This is a genomic window from Roseovarius sp. MBR-78, assembly GCF_040547535.1.
Lineage (GTDB): Bacteria > Pseudomonadota > Alphaproteobacteria > Rhodobacterales > Rhodobacteraceae > Roseovarius.
Genome location: NZ_JBEPPX010000036.1, coordinates 1 through 19677, shown reverse-complemented (window position 1 = coordinate 19677; position 19677 = coordinate 1). Strand labels below are relative to the sequence as shown.

At 62.0% G+C, this 19677-nt stretch carries 21 protein-coding genes and 7 pseudogenes; 19 read left to right on the top strand and 9 right to left on the bottom strand.

Features of this window, described 5'->3' with window-relative positions:
• A pseudogene (locus ABIE58_RS20375) lies at positions 1-115 on the top strand (IS6 family transposase); the annotation flags it as partial.
• Between the two features lie 117 nt (positions 116-232).
• On the top strand, positions 233-652 hold the full coding sequence (locus ABIE58_RS18615) for an extracellular solute-binding protein (protein ID WP_354546156.1): 420 nt from the start codon (positions 233-235) through the stop codon (positions 650-652).
• A gap of 98 nt (positions 653-750) precedes the next feature.
• Here the strand turns inward: ABIE58_RS18615 and ABIE58_RS18610 are convergent, their stop codons facing one another.
• Complete coding sequence (locus tag ABIE58_RS18610) at positions 751-1218, bottom strand: ArdC family protein (protein ID WP_354546155.1); 468 nt, start codon at positions 1216-1218, stop codon at positions 751-753.
• Between ABIE58_RS18610 and ABIE58_RS18605 the strand changes: the two are divergent.
• The 16 genes and pseudogenes from ABIE58_RS18605 to ABIE58_RS18530 form a co-directional block, all read left to right on the top strand.
• Positions 1214-1687 (top strand): annotated as a pseudogene (locus tag ABIE58_RS18605) (Fic family protein); the annotation flags it as partial. The gene ABIE58_RS18610 and the pseudogene ABIE58_RS18605 overlap by 5 nt on opposite strands.
• 54 nt (positions 1688-1741) lie before the next feature.
• The gene (locus ABIE58_RS18600; RefSeq protein WP_354546154.1) at positions 1742-2092 is read left to right on the top strand and encodes a hypothetical protein; all 351 of its coding nucleotides are present in this window, start codon (positions 1742-1744) and stop codon (positions 2090-2092) included.
• A 73-nt stretch (positions 2093-2165) separates the two neighbouring features.
• Complete coding sequence (locus ABIE58_RS18595; protein ID WP_354546153.1) at positions 2166-2525, top strand: polyketide synthase; 360 nt, start codon at positions 2166-2168, stop codon at positions 2523-2525.
• 52 nt (positions 2526-2577) lie between these two features.
• Positions 2578-2919, top strand: coding sequence for an MbnP family protein (locus tag ABIE58_RS18590; RefSeq protein ID WP_354546152.1), 342 nt, complete (start codon positions 2578-2580; stop codon positions 2917-2919).
• Positions 2829-3434, top strand: coding sequence for an MbnP family copper-binding protein (locus ABIE58_RS18585; protein ID WP_354546151.1), 606 nt, complete (start codon positions 2829-2831; stop codon positions 3432-3434). Before ABIE58_RS18590 ends, ABIE58_RS18585 begins: the two co-directional genes overlap by 91 nt.
• A 3-nt stretch (positions 3435-3437) precedes the next feature.
• Positions 3438-4553, top strand: coding sequence for a cytochrome c peroxidase (locus tag ABIE58_RS18580; protein ID WP_354546150.1), 1116 nt, complete (start codon positions 3438-3440; stop codon positions 4551-4553).
• 24 nt (positions 4554-4577) lie between these two features.
• Positions 4578-5045 (top strand): copper chaperone PCu(A)C, encoded by a 468-nt coding sequence (locus ABIE58_RS18575; protein ID WP_354546149.1) that lies wholly within the window; start codon positions 4578-4580, stop codon positions 5043-5045.
• Positions 5046-5048: 3 nt separating this feature from the next.
• The gene (locus ABIE58_RS18570) at positions 5049-5423 is read left to right on the top strand and encodes a DUF2946 family protein (RefSeq protein ID WP_354546148.1); all 375 of its coding nucleotides are present in this window, start codon (positions 5049-5051) and stop codon (positions 5421-5423) included.
• Between the two features lie 58 nt (positions 5424-5481).
• Complete coding sequence (locus ABIE58_RS18565; protein ID WP_354546147.1) at positions 5482-6201, top strand: Crp/Fnr family transcriptional regulator; 720 nt, start codon at positions 5482-5484, stop codon at positions 6199-6201.
• A gap of 27 nt (positions 6202-6228) precedes the next feature.
• A complete protein-coding gene (locus ABIE58_RS18560; RefSeq protein WP_354546146.1) occupies positions 6229-7311 on the top strand; it encodes an ABC transporter substrate-binding protein in 1083 nt (360 codons plus the stop codon).
• Positions 7308-8351, top strand: a complete 1044-nt coding sequence (locus tag ABIE58_RS18555; protein WP_354546145.1) for a FecCD family ABC transporter permease — start codon at positions 7308-7310, stop codon at positions 8349-8351. The genes ABIE58_RS18560 and ABIE58_RS18555 overlap by 4 nt, the downstream gene beginning before the upstream one ends.
• Positions 8348-9094, top strand: coding sequence for an ABC transporter ATP-binding protein (locus ABIE58_RS18550; RefSeq protein ID WP_354546144.1), 747 nt, complete (start codon positions 8348-8350; stop codon positions 9092-9094). The genes ABIE58_RS18555 and ABIE58_RS18550 overlap by 4 nt, the downstream gene beginning before the upstream one ends.
• A gap of 84 nt (positions 9095-9178) precedes the next feature.
• Positions 9179-9544: pseudogene (locus ABIE58_RS18545) on the top strand (IS6 family transposase); the annotation flags it as partial.
• Positions 9545-9615: 71 nt separating this feature from the next.
• Positions 9616-10915: pseudogene (locus ABIE58_RS18540) on the top strand (IS256 family transposase).
• A gap of 73 nt (positions 10916-10988) precedes the next feature.
• Positions 10989-11180, top strand: a complete 192-nt coding sequence (locus ABIE58_RS18535) for a hypothetical protein (RefSeq protein ID WP_354546143.1) — start codon at positions 10989-10991, stop codon at positions 11178-11180.
• A gap of 125 nt (positions 11181-11305) precedes the next feature.
• Positions 11306-11659: pseudogene (locus ABIE58_RS18530) on the top strand (DUF932 domain-containing protein); the annotation flags it as partial.
• Between the two features lie 122 nt (positions 11660-11781).
• On the opposite strand, the gene ABIE58_RS18525 reads toward ABIE58_RS18530, so the two are convergent.
• A complete protein-coding gene (locus tag ABIE58_RS18525; protein ID WP_354546142.1) occupies positions 11782-12702 on the bottom strand; it encodes a PHP domain-containing protein in 921 nt (306 codons plus the stop codon).
• 94 nt (positions 12703-12796) lie between these two features.
• Here ABIE58_RS18525 and ABIE58_RS18520 point away from each other — a divergent pair, with 94 nt between their 5' ends.
• On the top strand, positions 12797-13345 hold the full coding sequence (locus tag ABIE58_RS18520; protein WP_354546141.1) for a tetratricopeptide repeat protein: 549 nt from the start codon (positions 12797-12799) through the stop codon (positions 13343-13345).
• 28 nt (positions 13346-13373) lie between these two features.
• Here the strand turns inward: ABIE58_RS18520 and ABIE58_RS18515 are convergent, their stop codons facing one another.
• The 7 genes and pseudogenes from ABIE58_RS18515 to ABIE58_RS20370 form a co-directional block, all read right to left on the bottom strand.
• Complete coding sequence (locus ABIE58_RS18515; protein ID WP_354546140.1) at positions 13374-14066, bottom strand: hypothetical protein; 693 nt, start codon at positions 14064-14066, stop codon at positions 13374-13376.
• A complete protein-coding gene (locus ABIE58_RS18510; RefSeq protein ID WP_354546139.1) occupies positions 14063-14893 on the bottom strand; it encodes an ABC transporter permease in 831 nt (276 codons plus the stop codon). Before ABIE58_RS18510 ends, ABIE58_RS18515 begins: the two co-directional genes overlap by 4 nt.
• On the bottom strand, positions 14890-16275 hold the full coding sequence (locus ABIE58_RS18505) for an ABC transporter permease subunit (RefSeq protein WP_354546138.1): 1386 nt from the start codon (positions 16273-16275) through the stop codon (positions 14890-14892). Before ABIE58_RS18505 ends, ABIE58_RS18510 begins: the two co-directional genes overlap by 4 nt.
• Positions 16272-17378: an ABC transporter ATP-binding protein gene (locus tag ABIE58_RS18500; protein ID WP_354546137.1), complete on the bottom strand. Its 1107-nt coding sequence runs from the start codon at positions 17376-17378 to the stop codon at positions 16272-16274. Before ABIE58_RS18500 ends, ABIE58_RS18505 begins: the two co-directional genes overlap by 4 nt.
• A gap of 72 nt (positions 17379-17450) precedes the next feature.
• Positions 17451-18572 carry an extracellular solute-binding protein gene (locus ABIE58_RS18495; RefSeq protein WP_354546136.1) on the bottom strand — a complete coding sequence of 374 codons (1122 nt, stop codon included), beginning with the start codon at positions 18570-18572 and terminating at the stop codon, positions 17451-17453.
• A gap of 236 nt (positions 18573-18808) precedes the next feature.
• Positions 18809-19505, bottom strand: a pseudogene (locus ABIE58_RS18490) (IS6 family transposase).
• A 43-nt stretch (positions 19506-19548) separates the two neighbouring features.
• Positions 19549-19677: pseudogene (locus tag ABIE58_RS20370) on the bottom strand (IS6 family transposase); the annotation flags it as partial.

Sequence of the window (19677 nt, the reverse complement as noted above, 5' to 3'; positions counted from 1 at the left end):
GTCCGCAACCCGCAATCGTTTCTCCGTCCCAGCCCGCCGTCGTTCCGCCCTCACCATCCGTTACCATCGGCTCGAAGCATTCGAAGCGTGGAAATCCGCAGCGAGTGCCGCTTGATGTACCATCGGCAACACAACTTGCTGACTGCGCGAGTTAACGTGACAACACCTCGAAAGCTCCTCGCTGCTGAAACGCTTCGAGGAGGGCTCGAAAGGAAATTTCGAACTCAGGGTCTTGGGCACCCCGGTGGTTGCTAAGGAGAACGTCTATTTTCCCACTGGTGGCTCGGGCATCGTGATGCTGACCGACGACGCGGAAAAGCAGCAGGCCGCCTGGGACTATATTGCCTTCGTCACGGGCCCCGTGGGTCAGAAGATTATCGTGGAAAACACCGGTTATGCGCCGGCGAACAAGATCGTGCTGGATGATGAAAGCTATCTTGGCGCCTATTACGAGACGAACCCGAATGCCAAGGTCGGCCACGCGCAGGTCGCCGCCCATGCCGGTCCCTGGTATGCCTACCCCGGCGCCGAAGGCGTTGCCGTCACCGATTTGATCGCCGCCGCCCTCGTCGAACTGACCGAAGGCGCCGAGGTCAAGCCGACGATCGACGATCTGGCTGAAACCCTGCGCCTGCAACTCGGGATGAAGTAACAAAGGATTCCGACCCGCCCGAAAGTCCGGGGCAAGGCACCATGAAATCGAATTACGCAATCAAAGTTTGACTATACATGACAATAGTTCGAGGCCGCCTATACGGCGGCCTCGTCTGTACTTGGCTGCAATCCATGCAGGTAATCGACGGCGCGCTGCGCGTGAGCAGCAGCCTGAAAAATGAACCGCCTGTCGTTGCGGAGACCTTCGAGCCAATGCGCGATATAGGACGCGTGCTCATCACGCGGTTCCGGCGACAGACCCAAATCAGCTGCCAGAAATGCGGCGCCAAGCTCGGCAACCAGTTCTTCCTGGGCATAGCCCTCGTCGCCCCAGCGTTTGCGGCCGAAGCTACGATCGAGACGCTCGGGATGGCGAGCCCAATGGGTCTCGTGGCCGAGAGTTGAATAATACGCCTCAGGGGCTTCAAAGGTCTCGAAGGGCGGCATCTGCACGTAGTCAGCATCGACCGCATAGAAGGCTTGATTGCCACCATGGCGGATATCGGCATTGGTTGCGGCGAAGAAAGTTTCGACGGCGGCATCGCGTTTGGCGGTCTCGGGCATTGCCCGCGGGTTGGCGGATCGTGGTGAGTACAAACGCATGATGGATCTCGCGGACAGCCCGCGACGTGGCGACCGCGACGGGCGCGGCAACCTGTCCGAGGCCGCGCTGAAGACATTCTGCGAATGGTTCCTGAAGGTCTCGCTCGACCAGATCACGTTTTCCGCAAAGCTGTTTGACCTCGGCGGGTTGGAAAAACGGTACCGGCGCCTCGTTGAAGACACCATTGACGACAAACGCGCGCCCGATCTGATCTCGGCCGTGCTTCGGCATGGCGCGCTTGAGCGTGGCGATGCGCAGATTGTGCTCAAGACCTCCAAACGCACCGCGCGGAACACGCTTAGCAAATTGACCTCTGCCGGGTATCTGACCTCCGCGTCTCCGAAGACTCCGGTAAGACTGGCGTTTCCGTCGGACTACCGCGAACGGCTTTTCCCCAACCTTTTCGCCGATGGAGATTTGCCGGAATGATGCTGGTCAAAACGTTTGTCCTGACCGCTTCCCAAGCGGTTCGGCGAAGAACCAATGGACTACAAGGTAAGGATCACAGTTGGGAGATACCGGCGCGCACGCGATTTCCTGTCTGACCTCGCACAATTGAAGACCTTTCGCGGAGAATATGCTGGCCCCGCGCTGCTGGAGAGCCTGGAAGAACTGGAGCTCTTGCGTCCGCGCATCCGTCTCTCCTGGCCCGCCCCCATCGCCCGGCTCCTGCAGAAATTTTCGCCATTCCGATTTTGGGGCATCGAAAGGGTGGCCCTTCGCGTTGATGCTCTTGAAGCCGGCATCTTGAAGAGCATTCCAAAGGGCAATGCCGCCAGGATTGCTGCGGTGCCAGATGGCAAAAGCGGCGGGCATTTTGACGTGGCGTCTTGACCGAATGGCTGAATCGTTACGAGACCCGGCTTGAGCTTGTGCAATGGTGAACTTGTGCTATCGTACTTTCATCATGGAACGGCTTATTCGCATATGGCCTTTGCACGTCGTGGTAACGCTGCTGATTCTTGCCCTGGCGAGTTCAGGGTTCGCGCATCGTTTCGCCACCCCTGATGATCTAGCTGCAACAGCCTATATGCAGGCTTTTGGTCTGGATGCGGGGGCGATTTGTGGCGATGTCGATGGCGACGGAGCCGCGTCTGATTGCGAAGCCTGCCGTCTGCATGCGGGCATGTCCCTGCCTGTCCCGGCAATTTCCGAGATTGTGATCCAGCTTTCGCTTGGTCCCGCCGACTGGACACCGGCCCCGCCCGTCCTGTACGCGCCGACTGCCGAAGCGGCCCGGCCAGCAAGGGCCCCTCCGATCGTCTGAGTTTTCCGATCCTTTCGAAAAACGCGCTTGGCCTGTTGCCGGGATCAGACAGTTGGACACCACAATGAAGAAATTCGCAATTCTTGCTGCGCTTGCCACGACCCCGACCTTTGCCGTTCAACCCGTAAGCATCAATTTCGCCGCCGAGATCGGCGGGCAGCCGTTTGCCTGCGATGCCACATATGCGGACCTTGGCAGCACCGGTGCCGTCGTGCGTGGCACCGATTTCCGCCTCTATGTCAGCGATGTGGCGATGATCGCCGCCGATGGCAGCCGCGTGCCTGCGACGCTGGACGAAAGCGATTGGCAAAAAGCGATTGGCAACATGCAGGCACGGCGCTGCTGGATTTCGAGGATGGCCGCGCCGCCTGCGCCAATGGCACTGCGCCGATGAACACCGCGCTGCGGGACACCGTGGCGGCGGGCGATTACACCGGTGTCGCCTTTAAGGCCGGTGTGCCTTTCGAGATGAACCATGGCGACCCGACCACGGCCCCGTCGCCGCTGAACCTGACTTCGATGTTCTGGAACTGGCGTGGCGGCTATAAATTCGTGCGGATCGACATGGTGCCGACCGACCGCCGCGAAGACGGGCCAAAGGGCTGGTTCCTGCACCTTGGGTCCACCATGTGCGCATCCGAAGGTAAGACCGATGCCCCCAAGGCTCCGTGCAAGAACCCCAACCTGATGGAGATTACGCTGGACGGGTTCGTCGCGGCGACGCAGACCGTCGTGATCGACCCGGCAGATGTGGTGGTGGGTGCCGATCTGCGCGTCAATGCGCCGGAGACATCCCCCGGCTGCATGTCCTTTCATGGCGATGCGGATTGCATGGCGGTGATGGCAAAGCTGGGGTTGGGCTATGGCGACGAGCCTGCCGCCGATCAAGCCCTCATCCGAGCGCGCTGAGCCATGCGACGCGCCGCGCTTGGCGTGGTACTGGCGCTTTTGACCAGGGCTGTGATGGCCCCGGCACAGGCCCAAGAGGGTTTTGACTGGCCCTTGCCGGACTGGATGCCGCGTCCGCCCGTGCCCGAGGACAACCCGATGAGCGCCGCCAAGGTCGACCTTGGCAGGCACCTGTTCTATGACGCACGCCTGTCGGGGGATGGCACCGTGGCCTGTGCATCCTGCCACGACCCCGCGCGCGCCTTTACCGACGGGCGCGACCGGGCGGTTGGCATTCATGGCACCGTGGGCAACCTCAATGCGCCCAGCCTTGCCAATGTGGCCTATCTTCCGGTGAACGCGTGGGCCAATCCGCATATGACCTCTCTTGAGTTTCAGGCACTGGTGCCGCTGTTCGGCGAAGCCCCGGACGAGATGGGTGCAACCGGGCAGGAGGCGCGCATTTTCGCCACCCTCGCGGCGGACCCGTATTATGGCAAGGCTTTCGCCGCTGCCTTTCCCGACCGGCGCGACCCTGATTTGTTCACCGTGACGCGGGCCTTGGCGGCGTTTCAGCGCAGCCTTATGTCCTTTGACAGCCCCTATGACCGGTTCAAATACGGTGGCGATCTGGACGCGCTGTCAGAGGCCGCCAAGCGGGGCGAGCAGCTGTTCTTTGACCACCGCTTTGAATGCTATCACTGTCATCAGGGGGTGCTGTTCACCGATAATTTCCAGCGCGAGGGCAGCCCTTGGGTCGAGATCGGGTTTCACAATGCCGGCCTTTATACCGAGTATCCCGCCAGCGCACCGGGCCGGATCGAGATCACAGGTGTTCCCGGTGACGCCGGGCTGTTTCGCACACCAAGCCTGCGCAATGTCGCGGTGACGGCCCCCTATATGCATGACGGGCCGATCCCCGATCTGCGCGGCGTGCTGGCGCATTACGCGCGCGGCGGACGCGAAGGGCCACGCCAATCAGGATGGCATGATCGTCGGCTTTCAGGCGTCCGAGGCGGGAAACCACGACATCATCGCCTTTCTGCACAGCCTGACCGACGAGACCTTCCTGACCAGCCCCGCCTTGCCGCCCCATGGCTCGACGATCACCCCGCCCGGATCAACCGGGCCGACCTATAAAGACCCCATGAAGAAAGGACAGACATGAAACGCGCGCTTTTTGCCCTGATGTTGCTGGCCACGCCCGCCATGGCCCATGACCAGATGGCCGGCAATTTGCATATCATCCACCCGTCGATCCCGGTGCCCGCCGGTATGGCCAAATCCGCCGCGGGCTATGTGACCATCTCCAACGAAGGCGACACGCCCGAAGAATTGGTCGGGGCGCGCAGCACCTTTGCCGCCTCGACGACCCTGCACACGACGATTTTCGAGGATGGTATCGCCAAGATGCGCCCGGTGATCGGCGTGCCCATCGCGCCGGGCGAGGCTGTCAATCTGGAACCCGGCGGGATGCATGTGATGTTCATGGGCCTGACCGGCATGGTCGCCGAGGGTGACATGATCCCCGCGACGCTGATCTTTCGCCACGCGGGTGAAGTGGCGGTGGAATTCATGGTCGATCCCGCCGATGGCGTGGGCCATTCGACCATGGACCATTCCGGTCACTGACGGGTGAATCTGGTCGGTCTCATAACGCGCGCGCTGCTGCTTTTGGCGCTTCTCGGCACCGGCTCGGTGCCCGAGGGGATGATGCGTGCGGGTGGGGCCGACGGGATGCGGCTTGTCCTTTGCACAACGGATGGTCCGCAAGAGGCCTGGCTGACCGACGATGGCCGGACCATTCCGGTCGAAGACCACGATACCGACCATGATCAGCCCCATTGCGTGCAGGTGTCCATCGGCAGCGTCGACCTGACGCCGCCGCAGCCTGTCGCCTTGGGTCTGGACCTGCGCCCCGCCGATCTGGGCGGTCACGACCGGGGGGCTCCGACCCGCCAACGCGTCCCGTCGCACAACCGCGCCCGCGCGCCTCCCCGTCTAGCCTGATCCGTCAGCCGGGGGCACTGCGCCCCCTTGTCCAACCCATGAGACAAGGATGAACCGCATGACTGCGTTGCTTCACCCATGGCCCGAACCAGCGCCTGCGCGGTCCGGGGCCATACGACCCGCCCTGTTTCCGGGGCTATCCCACCACCAAATGCGCCTTGTGCAGCGAAGTTTTGCGCTGGAAACCTTTGTCGATGGCGATACGCTGCCGCACGATCCCTCGGATGCGCCTTTTGTCGGGCTGGTCCGCGCCGGCGTGCTGCGTGAAGACCTGCGCACGCGCGACGGTCAGAGGCACCTTCTCGCGCTGACCTTTGCGGGCGAAACCCTGTCGCCGCTGTTGCCGCGCCGGACGCAGAGGCAGTTGTCGGCCATGGGGCCGACCGAGGTTCTGACTTGCGGGCGCGATGACTTTGACCGGCTGGCCGCGACCATCCCACGCCTGCGGCTGAACCTGCTGAGGCTTGTCCAAGACCAACTGGCCGAGGCGCAGCGTTGGCAGGTTTTGCTGGGACGTATGGCAGCGCCGGAACGCGTGGCCGCCATGCTGGCGTGGTTTCTCGACCGTCAGGGCGCGCCGGACGAGAAGCATCTGCCGCTCAGCCGTTGCGAACTGGGCCAGTTGACCGGCCTGACGCTGGAAACGGTCTCGCGCCAGATGCGCGCACTGGAAAAGGCCGGGGTCATCGCCTTGCCCTTACCGACACGCATTCGGGTGCTGGATGCCTGCGCCCTGAACGCCATGACCGGCACGGCGCCTGCGCGCCGCGCTGCCTGAAACATTGACACCTTGAAAGGACACAGAATGAAACTGGTTTTGACAACCTGCATCGCCGCACTGCTGGGCACCTCCGCCATGGCAGAGATCACCATCACAGACCTGCGGGACCGCACCGTGACGCTTGAGGCACCCGCAGAACGGGTGATGCTGGGCTTTTACTATGAGGATTACCTTGCCGTCGCGGGCGAGGGCGCTGCCGACAAGATCGTCGGCCTGTCGCGCGGCCCTTGGGCCGAGTGGCGACCCAAGCAGTGGCAGGCTTATACCCAGACCTTCCCGCAACTGGCCGATCTGCCGGATGTGGGCGATACCGAGTCGTCCACCTTTTCGATCGAAAGCGCCATTGCAACCGATCCGGACCTCGTGATCCTTGCCGGTTGGCAATATGACGCTCTGGGCGAAACAGCGGCGCAGTTCGACGCCGCGGGTATCCCGGTCCTGGTGCTTGACTACAATGCGCAGACGCTGGAGGCGCATCTTGCCTCGACCCGAGCGTTGGGTCTGGCCATGGGCACCGCTGACCGGGCCGAGGCTTTGGCCACGCTCTATGCCGAGATGACCGCCGACACCGAAGCCCGCGTGGCCCGGTCGGATGCGCGGCCCAAGGTCTATGTCGAACTGGCCCAGAAGGGCCCTGATGAGGTCGGCAATTCCTATGCCGGGGGCATGTGGGGTGGGATCATCGACCGGCTCAAGGGGCAGAATATCGCCAATGGCCAGATCGAAAACTGGGGTCCCCTGTCGCCGGAATACGTGCTGGCCGAAGCGCCCGAGGTCATCCTCCTGTCGGGGTCGGAATGGCTGAACCGTCCCGCCGCCGTCCCGATGGGGTTCGGTGCCGACAAGGGTTTGGCGCAGCAGCGGATCGACGCCTATAAGGGCCGCGCAGGGTGGGCTGATCTGCCTGCGGTTCAGAACGGCAAGGTCTACGGCATCTACCATGGCGGCACGCGTACGTTGTCAGATTTTGCCTATTTCCGGTTTCTCGGAAAGGCGCTGCATCCCGAGGCTTTTGCCAACGTCGATCCCGAGGCCGAACTGTCTCAGTTCTACGCCGACTGGTTGCCGATCGCGCCCGCTGGCATCTTCATGATGCAAGCGGAATGAGCGCTTTAACCAGTGACCAGAGCGCCGCCCGGCGCTTTGGTCTGGGACAGGTGGGGGCGGTTTGTGCCGCCCTCGGCCTGTTGGCCTGCCTGATGGTGGCCGATCTTGTCACCGGTCCGGCGGGATTGCCCTTGGGCGATGTTTTGCGCGGGCTGGCGGATGGCCCGGCGGGAGAGGATCGCCGCCTTGCCGTCATTCTGTGGCACCTGAGGATGCCGCAGACGATCATGGCGGCACTGGTCGGCTGCACCTTGGGGATTGCGGGACTGATGATGCAGACCATCCTGAACAACCCGCTGGCCAGCCCCTATACGCTGGGGTTTTCCGCAGCGGCCGGATTTGGCGCGGCCTTGGTCATCCTGTTCGGCTCGGCCTTGCCGGTGGCCATGTGGATCGGCGTGCCGCTGGCGGCCTTTGCCGCCACGCTGACCGCCGCCGCACTGGTCTATCTTGTCGCGCGCTATCGCGGCGCTTCGCCCGAGATGTTGGTGCTGGCGGGTATCGCCGTCTTGTTCCTGTTCCAATCGCTGCAATCGCTGCTGCAATTCATGGCCGCGCCCGAGGTGCTGCAACAGATCGTGTTCTGGCTTTTTGGCAGCCTGCTCAAGGCCAGTTGGACCAGCGTCAAGGTGCTCTGCGTCATCCTTGTGGTGACCTTGCCCTTTATCCTGCGCGAGGTCTGGAACCTGACCGCGCTGCGCCTTGGCGATGGCAATGCCGCCAGCCTTGGGCTGAATGTCGAATCCCTGCGCCGCCGCGTGCTTGTCCTTGTGGCCCTACTGACGGCGGGCGCGGTCAGTTTTACCGGCACGATCGGGTTCGTCGGCCTGATCGCGCCGCATGTCGGGCGGTCGCTGGTGGGCGAGGATCACCGATTTGGCCTGCCTATGGCGGGCATCATGGGCGCGGTCGTTCTGGTCGCAGCCTCGGTTATCGGCAAGGCAATCTCGCCCGGTGCCGTGATCCCGGTGGGCATCATCACCGCCATAGCCGGCATCCCGATGTTGCTGGCGATCATTTTGCTGAAAGGACGAAGATGAGCCTGATCCTAGAAGCGTTCACTGTCGATGCGGGCCGAAATCGGCTGTTGCGGATCAATGCGTTGCGCCTGCCGTCGACCGGGCTGATCGTTGTGATCGGCCCGAACGGCGCGGGCAAATCAACGCTGCTCAAGGCGCTGGCCGGGGTGATCGCACATGGAGGCACATGCAGTCTGGACGGAGCATGGCCTGCGCCCGAACGCATCGGGTTCATGCCACAGGATTTCGCTGTTTCGGCAGCGATGAGCGTGGCCGATTGCGTGTTGCTTGGACGACGCGAGCGACTGGGCTGGCGCATCACCGCCCAAGACCGTGCCGAGGTCGCCCGCGCATTGGCGGCGCTGAACCTTGGCACGTTGTCTGATCGCCGCATGGATCGCTTGTCCGGCGGGCAGCAACAACGCGTCCTGCTGGCACAACGCCTGATCCGCGACCCGCGCGTATTGATATTGGACGAGCCGACAAGCGCGCTGGACCTGCACCACCAACTCGAGGTGCTGGACCACCTGCGCACCCTGTCTTCTACGCGGCTGATCCTTGCCGCCCTGCATGACCTGACCCTTGCGGCGCGCTATGCCGACCATATCGTCTTTCTCGAAAACGGGGGGCTGGTCATGGCCGGACCTACCGCAGACGTGCTGCAAGCACCGTGCCTGAACCGTGCCTACCGCATCGACAGCGAGGTTCTGCAGGACAGGACCGGCAGCGCGGTCATCGTGGCCCACCGTGCCGTGTCGAACTGAGCGTTCGGGCAAGTGGTTAAATGGTGTTGTCACGTTAACGGACTTGAGGTTGCTGGTTCATTGATCCGGGCGTAGGCGGTGTCGATGCAGCCATTGAAAATCACCTACAAGCGCCACCGGTTTCCGCCTCAGATCATTGCTCATGTTGTGTGGCTCTACGTCCGGTTCAATTTGAGCCTGCGCGAGGTCGAGGAGCTGATGCTGGAACGCGGCGTGGACGGCTCATATGAGACGATCCGGCGCTGGACCGTCAAGTTTGGCCCCCTGATCGCCCACGTTCTGCGGCGACGGCAGCCGCGCCCCGGCGATGTCTGGCATCTGGACGAGGTCGTCGTGAAGATCGCGGGCCGGTCATACTGGCTATGGCGGGCTGTCGACCAACACGGTGCCGTTCTTGAAAAAATCCTGCAATCCAAGCGAGACAAGCGCGCGGCAAAGCGGCTTTTGATCAACTGATGGAGAGTGTCCGATCTTCTGTGTAACTGGGATTTGGTCCATGCTTCTTGAGAGGAGCAAGGACGATGACAATTTCCAAGGAACTACTGGACGAGTTGCTGAAGGGCTGCGAGCGGCCTGAGGATTTGCTTGGCGATGCCGGGCTGATGAAAGAGCTGAAGATCAGGCTCATGGAGCGGATGCTGGGCGCTGAACTGACGGCGCATCTTGGCTATGAGGAAGGCAAGGACGCGCCCGCGGGACAGGCCAACCGTCGCAACGGGACGTCCTCCAAGCGGCTGAAGGGGCAGGACGGCGAGGTGCCGATCGCCGTGCCGCGCGACCGGGACGGCAGTTTCGAGCCCGAGCTGGTGAAGAAAGGCCAGACCCGGATTGACGGGATCGACGACAAGATCATCGGTCTTTACGCCGCCGGTCTGACGGTGCGTGACATCCGCGCCCATCTCGAGGATGTCTATGGCCTGCAGGTCTCGCCCGACCTGATCAGCCGGGGTGAGGCGGATCAGAAAACGATCCGGGGGATCGTTTTCCCGCCGAACGATGCTGTGCTGGATGAGGTCCGCGATTGGCAGAGCCGGGCGCTGGACCGGATGTATCCGATCGTGATCTTCGACGCGCTCCGGGTCAAAATCCGCGATGCCGATAGCCGGATGGTGAAAAACAAGGCGGTTTACGTGGCCTTGGGCGTCACCCGTGAGGGGGTTCGCGAGGTTTTGGGGCTGTGGATCGCCGATAACGAAGGGGCCAAATTCTGGTTATCGGTGATGAATGAGCTGAAAAACCGCGGGGTTCAGGACGTGCTGATCGCCGTCGTCGACGGCCTCAAAGGCTTCCCCGACGCCATCACCGCCGCCTTCCCGGAGGCCACCGTCCAGACATGCATCGTGCATCTGGTGCGCCATTCGCTGAACTTCTGCGCCTGGAAGGACCGTAAGGCCGTCGCCGCTGATCTGCGCCTGATTTACGGCGCTCCGACCGCCGATCAGGCCGCCGCCAAACTGGACGCCTTTGAAGAGAAATGGGCCGGAAAATACGCCTCGATAGCCCCGGCCTGGCGGCGGGCCTGGGCCGAGGTGATCCCGTTCTTCGCCTTCGATCCAGCCATTCGCAAGATCATCTACACGACGAATGCCATAGAAAGTCTGAACCGCATTCGTCGGGAAAACGATCCCCCGGATCGTTTTCTGACCCTCCTCATTCCGAAAATCGATCAAGACGCGCGGCTCATTTCCGACCGAGGAGGCCGCGACCAAGCTGATCTATCTGGCGATCCGAAACTTCGAAAAAGGCGGCAGGAATGTCCGGGAATGGTTTGCGGCCCGCAACCAATTCGCTATCATGATCGACGAACGCTTCAACGCGTGACCGTATCTGAAACCCGCATGGGCCAGCCCAGATACACAAAGTTCATGACACTCCCTCGGGTGTGTCGGCGGCCTTGACGGTGATCGCCGGGGTGGTTTTTGGTTCGATTCTGTGGTGGATGGTGCTTTCAGGTGGCGTGGCACTGGTGAGGCACCGCCTGCCGCCGGCTTTCGCCATCTGGACCTCGCGGGTGTCGGCAATCATCCTGATTGGTTTCGGCATCTGGGCAATTGGATCGGTTCTGCTGGCGTGGTCCGTCCAATGAGATCCGTAAGGCCCTTCATGGGACTTTGCTCACACGTTCCCCGAGAGTGAGAGGAGTGCCGGTTTCCCGGTGACGGGTTGAGGGCTGGGAGAGTGGCTCCCGGTGCCTGTCACGGAGGAATGCCGATGGGCGTTGTGGAAATTCTGGATCCGGTCGCACCGACGCGTGCTGGTGGCTGGAAAGTGGATGTAAGCCGGGGCGAGCGGAACGGGCGGGTGTCGTCCGAATGGTTCAACCGGCCGGATGACGAGCGGTATCTGTCGCTCGATGATCTCTGGGCATCGGTGAAGGGTCGCTCCGAGCGCAGCCGTAGCCGGGTGGTGCAGACGGCGGATATCCGGGTCGAGGCCGCGCGCGACAACCCCGAGCGGTTGCACCTTATGCTGCCGAAAGCGCAGGAGCCTGTCGCGCCCACGCATTGGGCGTTTGGCCAGCTCGCCAGCATCGTCGGACGGTCGCGCAAGATGCAGCGTGAAGTTGCACTCGTGCATCTGATGTGCAGAGGTTGATATTCGCTGCGTCTGCAAAGCCACGCGGGCGTAAGCAGCGGGAGTGCAGAACGGAACGGACATTTGGATTGGCGGGTGCCCGGTTTCTACCTTTAGCCGAAGATAACAGGATTGGTCCATGCGCGTTTGCCGGCGGCGTCCACAACCGTGACCCGCAGCCACTCCGATGCACGAAACCTGTCCAGCGAAATAACTCCCCGAGTCATCGAGTGTCCGTGGATCGCCGTTGCCGCCTGCCCATGGCCCTGAAGGATGATCGACGACACCGCCGTAGAGGTCACCGTGACGGTCTCGTCATCCATTTCGATCGCGCGGATCTCGGGCCCTTGCGAGCTGTAGAATTCCCCTTTTTTCAGGGCTGCAAGCAACAGGTCCGGCTCATTGGCCTCGGCCTTGACCATGACCCATCCGCCGAAATGATCGGGCTCGGTGAAATGGGCGTCATCGGTGGCAATCAGCGTCAGGTCGCGCCCTTCGGACAACAGCAGATCAAGTACATGCCCGCCGCCCTCGCGGTCACAACCAACCGCGCAGCCGTGATTGTAGATCTCGACCGAATGCGCTGCCGTGATCGAGCGGGCATCGGCAAGCGTCAGCCCAGACCAATGCGGGTGTGCAATGGAGACGAAAGCGCCAGCATCGCGCGCGCGCTGCGCCAGTTCGGGGCCGGTTTCCTGCCCCTCGACCGGCAGAAAGCCCGGTGCATGGGGCGGCGTGAAATCATGCGGCAGACCGACCGCCAGAATATGCCACAACTGATCGTTTTCCATTCTGCCCGAATGCAGCTCGGCCCCCGGAAGGGTGGTGAACCCGTCGCTTTGAAATGCGCGTGTGTCGGCCAGCGGATAGCCATACTGCCCGACAAAATGATCGGTCAGCGAAAGGAAATCATAGCCCTCGGCGCGGTAGCGGCGGCAAACTTCCTCGGGCGCAAGACAGCCATCTGACAGCGTGGAATGGGTGTGCAGATTGCCACGGTAGAATTGGCCGGGTGCGGTGAAAGCCGATAGCATGGGAAGATCTCCGTTCAGGTGTCGCATCCGCGTTAAGTGAAGCAGGCAACGGATTTGTGACGGAACCGTCACGAAAGCCCGATATGGTGCGGCTATGGACTTGGAACATCTGAATGCCGCATTGGCACGGGGCGACTGGCAGGGTGCCGAGGCCATTCTTGCGCCGCTGACCAAAGCGGCCAAGGCGCATCCCTCGCTGCTTTACAATCACGGCAAGGTGCTGATGGAACTGGGCCGCCACGCAGAGGCCATCGCCTGCCTGAAGCGAGCGGTAAGAGCCGCCCCCGGCCATGCGGCGGCGTGGTTTGAGATGGGACGGGCGGCGATTGACACCGGGGATCTGGCCACAGCGCTGGAGGGGTTCGACCGTGCCCTGACGCTTGATCCGTCGGATGGGGATGCGCGGCGCAATCTGGGCCGCGTGGCGCTGCGGCTGGGGCGCTATGACATCGCCCGCGCCGCATGGGCCGGGTTGCCGGGGGATGGTGAGGCAGCGCTTGCCCTGTATCGTGTTGCCTGTGAGACGGGCGACCCGGACGCGCCCGAAATGCGCCGGGCACTGCTCGCCCGCCATCCCGACCGCGCCGCCGTGATCCGCACGCTGGTGCGGGTGTCCAAGGGCGCGATTCCGCTTAATCTGTGAGATGGGGATTGGGGGCTGTCGCGGCGCGTTAGTGCCGGAACTTGCGGCGATAGACGCCACGATTTTCGGCCAGATCACGCTGCATCTCGCGGTTGCGGGCGATCTCGGCCTCGGTCATTTGGCCGATTTCAAGCCCCTGCGCCGCGCGCGGGAGGGCGAAGACCTGCGCCACCGGTGTGCCGCGCGGCAAGACCCCCTCGAATCCCGGATCAACCCAGAGCGCGGGAAAATGTACATAGCCGTCGCCGAAGAGGTCGCAATCCACGACCCCCGACAGCGTGCGGAACGGCAGATCCTCGCGGTTGAGGGGGTGGGTGAAAAGCAGCGAGAAACCGTCAGGCACCTGCAATGTCCAGAAATTCATGAACTTGACCACGGCATTGCATGCCAGCCGCAGCGGCACGCCGCTGGCCTGTTCCGGCACATGCAGGCCCAGGGGCGCGCGGCTGATCAAGGCATCCTCAAGGATCGGCGGGTCCCAGTGCCATGACATCTCGCCATCTGCCACGGTGATATCGGTGGCCAGCGGGATCAGCACGCCAAGCGACAGCGCGTCAATCACAGGTGGGCAATGTTTCAACGTGCGCACCGCCGCGCCGCCCAATGTGGGGGCGGCCACCTCGGAGGGCATGGATTTCAGCCAATCGGGCAAGGCCCCCGCCGCTGGCACCGGTTCGGGCAACAGCGCGCGCAGCTTGGGGTGGCAGCGCGCGCGGATCACGCCTGTGTCTCGCGCCGGGACAACAGCGTATGCGCCGTGGCCGCCAGAACCGTCAGCACGATGATGATTGTACCCACGGCGTTGATCACCGGCGGGTGGCCATTGGGGTTGCGCCCCATTGCGCCGATTTCGGTGGCGAATGTGCAAGAGCCGCCCTTGGCGAACATGGTGGTGTTGTAATTTTCCATCGACGCCATGAAAGCGATCACCCCGGCAGAAATCAAGGCTGGTGCCAGATAGGGCAGCGTCAGGCGCCAGAACACGCGAAACGGGCTTGCGCCAAGGTCAAGGGCGGCCTCTTCCAGCTCGACCGGTTGGCGTTGCAGCCGCGCCATCAGCACCAGCATCGGATAGCCCGCCACAAAGGTGGTCTGCGCCATGATGATGGTGAAGAGCCCCGCATTCACCCCCAGCCGCCCCCAGAACACCAGCGCGCTCAGGCCCAGAACGATGCCAGGCGCCAGCATCGGCGACAACAGCACCCACCACAACACCCCGTTCGCCCGATTGCGCCAGCGTGTCAGCAAAACCGCCCCCGCCAGCCCCAGCAACAGCGACAGCGGCACAACAAGCCCCGCCACATAAAGCGAATTGCCAAAGCAGCCAACGAAACGGTCGCGATCCAGCGAACGCAGCACCTCATCGGCGCGCAGCGCCTCTTGCGGCATCCAGAAAAACGCATACCACTTGCCGGTCACCCCGTGCCACTCGGTGACCGAGGGCGGCGAGGTGTTGTTGAACGATGTCAGCACCATCAGGATCAGCGGCGCAAACATGAAGATCAAAAAGGCCCAGGTATAGGCCGAAAGCACTTTATCCGATCTCATTGCACCCTCGCAAAATCCTTGAGCCGCGTGCGCATCGCCCACATGAACAGCCCCACCAGCACAAAACAGACCAGCGTATAGGTAAAGGAATAGGCGGCACCGATGTTCGAATTCTCGGATTCAAAGAACTTGTTATAGATCGTCTGGCTGAACCATTCCGCCTGCAAGCCGCGGCTGATGATGCGCGGCACCGAAAAGGCCCCCGCCGCCAGCATGAAAGTGGCGATACAGCCTACGGCGATGCCCGGCTTGGCATGCGGGATGATGATGCGGCGATGCACCCGAATGGCCCCCGCGCCCAGATCCTTGGCCGCCTCGATCTGGTTGCGATCCAGCGTGTTCATCACGTTGTAGATCGGGAACACCATGAACAGCACATAGGTATAGACAATGACCACAAAGATCGTGCCCGGCATGCGCTTGAACTGTATCGGTTCGCTGATCAGGCCAAGCCATTGCATCATTCCGTTCAACAGCCCTTGGTTGTCGATGATCGTGGTCCAGGCATAGACCCGCATCAATTCGACAATGGCATAGGGAATGATCAGCCCCAGAAACAGCCAGACCGCGCGATCCGGCGGGGTGGCCAGCGCCACCTTATAGGCAATCGGATAACACAGCACGAGGGCCAGCGCCGTGGCCATCACCGCGAAGACCAGCGTGCGGGTCAACGTGATCAGCCCGATCCGTTCATAGACCGCGCCATCGCGATCAAACCGAAGCCCGATCATGCGGTAAAGGGTCTTGGACAGGGTCGCGTCCTCAATCGCCTTTTGCTCGGCCGAGACAGGAATTTGACGCGCCGCGAACAAGGCGTCGAAATTGTCCAACGTATAGGGAAAGGCGTTCGCCTCGGCGGATTGAAGCTCTGTGAACAGCGCGTCTGCCCGTTGTGCGATGTCTTTCGCGGTGGCGATCTGATCGGGGATCGGGTCGCCATCGCTGACCGCCAACAGGGGCAGGCCGAATTCCTCATCCAGCCAGACCGGATCGGCATCAGGGCCGCGCACCATCGCCACATGGGTCGTGGCGCGGTCGCATTGCAGGATATAGGGGCGTGTTGACTCGTCGCTTTCACCGCCGGTTGTCATGGTGCTGGCCGAAGGCACCGCCATTTGTGACGCCGAAGGCACCGCCATGCCGCCCGTTCCCGCCGTTGCATCCGGGGCCGCCTCATAGGTTTTGAGAACCGATGCACAGGTCTGCGCGTCGCGTCGCAGCTGCGCCGCGATGGAACTGTCCAATTGCCGCTTGGGGGCGGTCACCGCGCGTTCCAGCATGGTCAGTTGCGGCAGGATGATCAGCATCAGCGCCCAGAGCGCCACGGCGGCGAAAAACACCGCCACCAGACCCCGGCCATATCCGCGAATAAGATCGCTCATTGCGCGGCCACTTCGGCACCGGTTTTCGCCATCGGCCCGTCGGGCAGCAACACCGCCGCCTCGCCGTCAAAACCAACCTGACAGATATCGTCAACCGCCACGGATGCGCCGCCGGTATTGCTTTGATGCAGGTTGATTTGCGCGCCGGTTGGGGTTTGCACCTCAAAGGTCACGAACGCGCCTTCCAGATCGCGCCGCATCAGGCGCGCCTCGAACCGGTTGCTGTAGCCTGCACCAAACCCCACCTGTTCCGGGCGCACGAAAAGGATCGCCGTCGCGCCATTCGCCAAGGCTGTTGGATTGCGCGCCACCAATCGGCCATGCGGGGTTTCTATCTGTGCCATCGCGCCATCGGTGCCAATGATGCGCCCGTGAAACGGGTTCACCTCGCCCACGAAAGAGGCGACAAAGGCCGATTGCGGCGCGCTATAGATCGCATCGGCGCTTCCCACCTGTTCGATCACCCCGTTGTTCATCACCGCCACGCGATCCGACATGGTCAATGCCTCGCCCTGATCATGGGTGATGTAGATGAAGGTCACGCCGGTCTTGCGCTGGATCGCGCGCAATTCGGCGCGCATATGCTGGCGCAGCTTGAGGTCAAGCGCGCTCAGCGGTTCATCAAGCAGCAAAACCGCCGGTTCAACGGCCAAGGCGCGCGCAATCGCCACGCGTTGCCGCTGGCCACCAGACAATTCACCGGGTTTCTTGTCGGCCTGTTCGGGCAGGGCCACAAGATCGAGCAATTCAAGCGCTTTTTCGCGTCGCGCGCGGCGCGACATCCCGCGCGCCTCAAGCCCGAAGGCGACGTTTTCCCAGACCGGCATCAGCGGGAACAGCGCGAGGTTCTGAAAGATCAAGGCGGTGGGGCGCGCATTCGGCCCCTTGCCGCGCATGTCCTCGCCACCGATCAGGATTTGCCCGGCGCTTGGATCGACAAAGCCAGACACGGCGCGCAGGATCGTGGTTTTGCCACAGCCAGACGGCCCGAGGATGGAAAAAAACTCGCCCGCCTCAATCGTCAGATCGGTCGGTTGCACCGCCGTAAAGCCATTGGGATAGGTGATCGCCACGCCTTCAAGGCGCACATCCTTGCCACGCATGTCAGGCTGTCCCCATACAGCAATCAAGAGGGACAAAAGCGCCCCTCTTGGTGGTTTCCAAAATCGCCCGCCTTAAGCGTTGGTGATGATTTCCACGAACTCGTTGCGGACCGGGCCAAAGAAGGGCGTATCCGCCTGCCACCACCACATGTTGTTCAAAACGTCATTGGTGTAGACGGTGTTGAACTGAGTCTTGAATTCGTCGGATGCAAATTCAGCAGCCCCCGCAACGGCCGAGTTATAGCCGGTGTTGTTGGACATCATGCCGCCCATTTCAGGCTGCAGCATGAAGTTCATGAACGCCACCGCCTGTTCGGGGTTTTCAGCGCCTTTCAACATGCCAAAGCTGTCAAGCCAGGTGATGATCCCCTCTTTCGGGGCGCGGTAAACGAAATCGCCGTTTTCACGGTTCAGCAGCAGACCGGTTGTGTCCCATGTCTGGCCGATGACACAGCCCGCTTCCTTGAACGCGGTGGTCGCTTCGGTTGCGTTGTTCCAGAAGGCGCCGAAATTTGCCTTGTGCTCGATGATGAACTTGGCCACCTCGCCCCAGACACGGCGGGCGTCGTCTTCGGATTTATAGACGTCCAGCATGCGGTTTGACGGCACTTTGCCGATCGCATCCAGATACAGGCCAGTGCCCATGATGACCGATTTCTGACGGAAGGCCGCGGCACCCTGCGCCTCGGGGCGCCACAGATCGCCATAGGACAGGTCAGCGTCGGAAATATTCAGCTTGGCGCGGTTCAGGGTCAGCCCTTCGGTGCCCCAGTTGAACGGCAACAGGATTTGATCGCCATTATGAACGCCGCCCAAGGTGGCGCTGTCACGCAGGAAGGACGGGATCACGTTTTCAGTTTTCACATCGGCGGGAACTGCGGCAAAGAACGATTCGCCATTGTCATCAAGATACCCGGCCGAGTTGGTGATCGACGGGAACACCACGTCAAACCCTTTGCCGCCGTTGGCGCGCACGGTCGATTCTGCCTCGTCATTGGACCCATAGGTGGTCAATTCCAGCTTGATGCCGGTGTCGGCCTCGAACTTTTCGGTGATATTGGGCTGGATATAATCCTGCCAGGCAAAGACCTTGACGCTGCCCGACGAGGCAAGGGCATCAGTGGCGCGAAGGATCATCGGCGCAGCCAAGGCAGCAGCGCCCAGCTTGATTGCGGAACGGCGGGTGGGTTTCATGGATGCAACCTCAGTTGAGTGAATTTTCGCCCCTTGTCGGGCACAGCGCTGCCATACCGTCCGAAGCTGTCAATCAGGTGAAGGTTTTGAAACGGATTTGTGATGTTGGATCGGGAAACACCCCACCCCCTCCGCATGCGGTCCTAGCCAGAATAATTCACGAGAGGGTGGCGAAGGTGGCGTAACGGCATTGCCAAGTTGTTTGGCTGGGGCTGAAATGCTCGACGTTTGGTGGGTCATGGTTTCATCGCGAGGACGTAATCTGCCCATAACTCGAATGCGTCGGCCCGGGCGTGGCGACAGGATGTGGCTGTGAGGCGATAGCGGCGGGGTTTGAAGATCGTGTTGATCTGGTCATGGGCGGCAAGGAAGCGCTGTGCCTGTCTGGGGGACTTGAACCGTCCCATGATTTTCTCACGTCGTCGCGTCGGTCTGTGACTGCCCTCGATCCGGCTGTTGAGCCCTTTGTGGGCCCGGTGATCGGCCCCGGGTGCCAAGCGCGCGATTGGCTTCGTGTAGCTACGCAGCTTGTCGGTGATGACCACCCTCGGTTGGCCGAATTGAGCGATCAGCCGTGTCAGGAAGCGCTTGGCAGCTTTGGCATTGCGGCGTGTCTGAACCAGGATGTCGAGCGTATCACCGTTCGTCGGGGATTTGATCCCCCGGATCAAATCCAGATCCTCCTCACCATCGACGACCCGCCACAGCCAGTGCTTCACGCCATTAATCGGCACAACGACCTCGTCCATGTGCCACTTGTGGCTCAGACGCGGTCGGCCCCGGCGGAACGAGGGCCGAAAAATGCGCGCCAAACCGGTTGACCCAGAGGCGAACGGCTTCGCGGCTGACGATAACGCCGCGTTCGGCCAGCAGATCCTCGACATCCGCCGTGCTCAGCGCAAAACGATGATAGGCCCAGACCGGTGTTGTCACGTTAACTCGCGCAGAGTCAGCAAGTTGTGTTGCCGATGGTACATCAAGCGGCACTCGCTGCGGATTTCCACGCGTCAAATGCTTCGAGCCGATGGTAACGGATGGTGAGGGCGGAACGACGGCGGGCTGGGACGGAGAAACGATTGCGGGTTGCGGACTGTATGGAGACGAA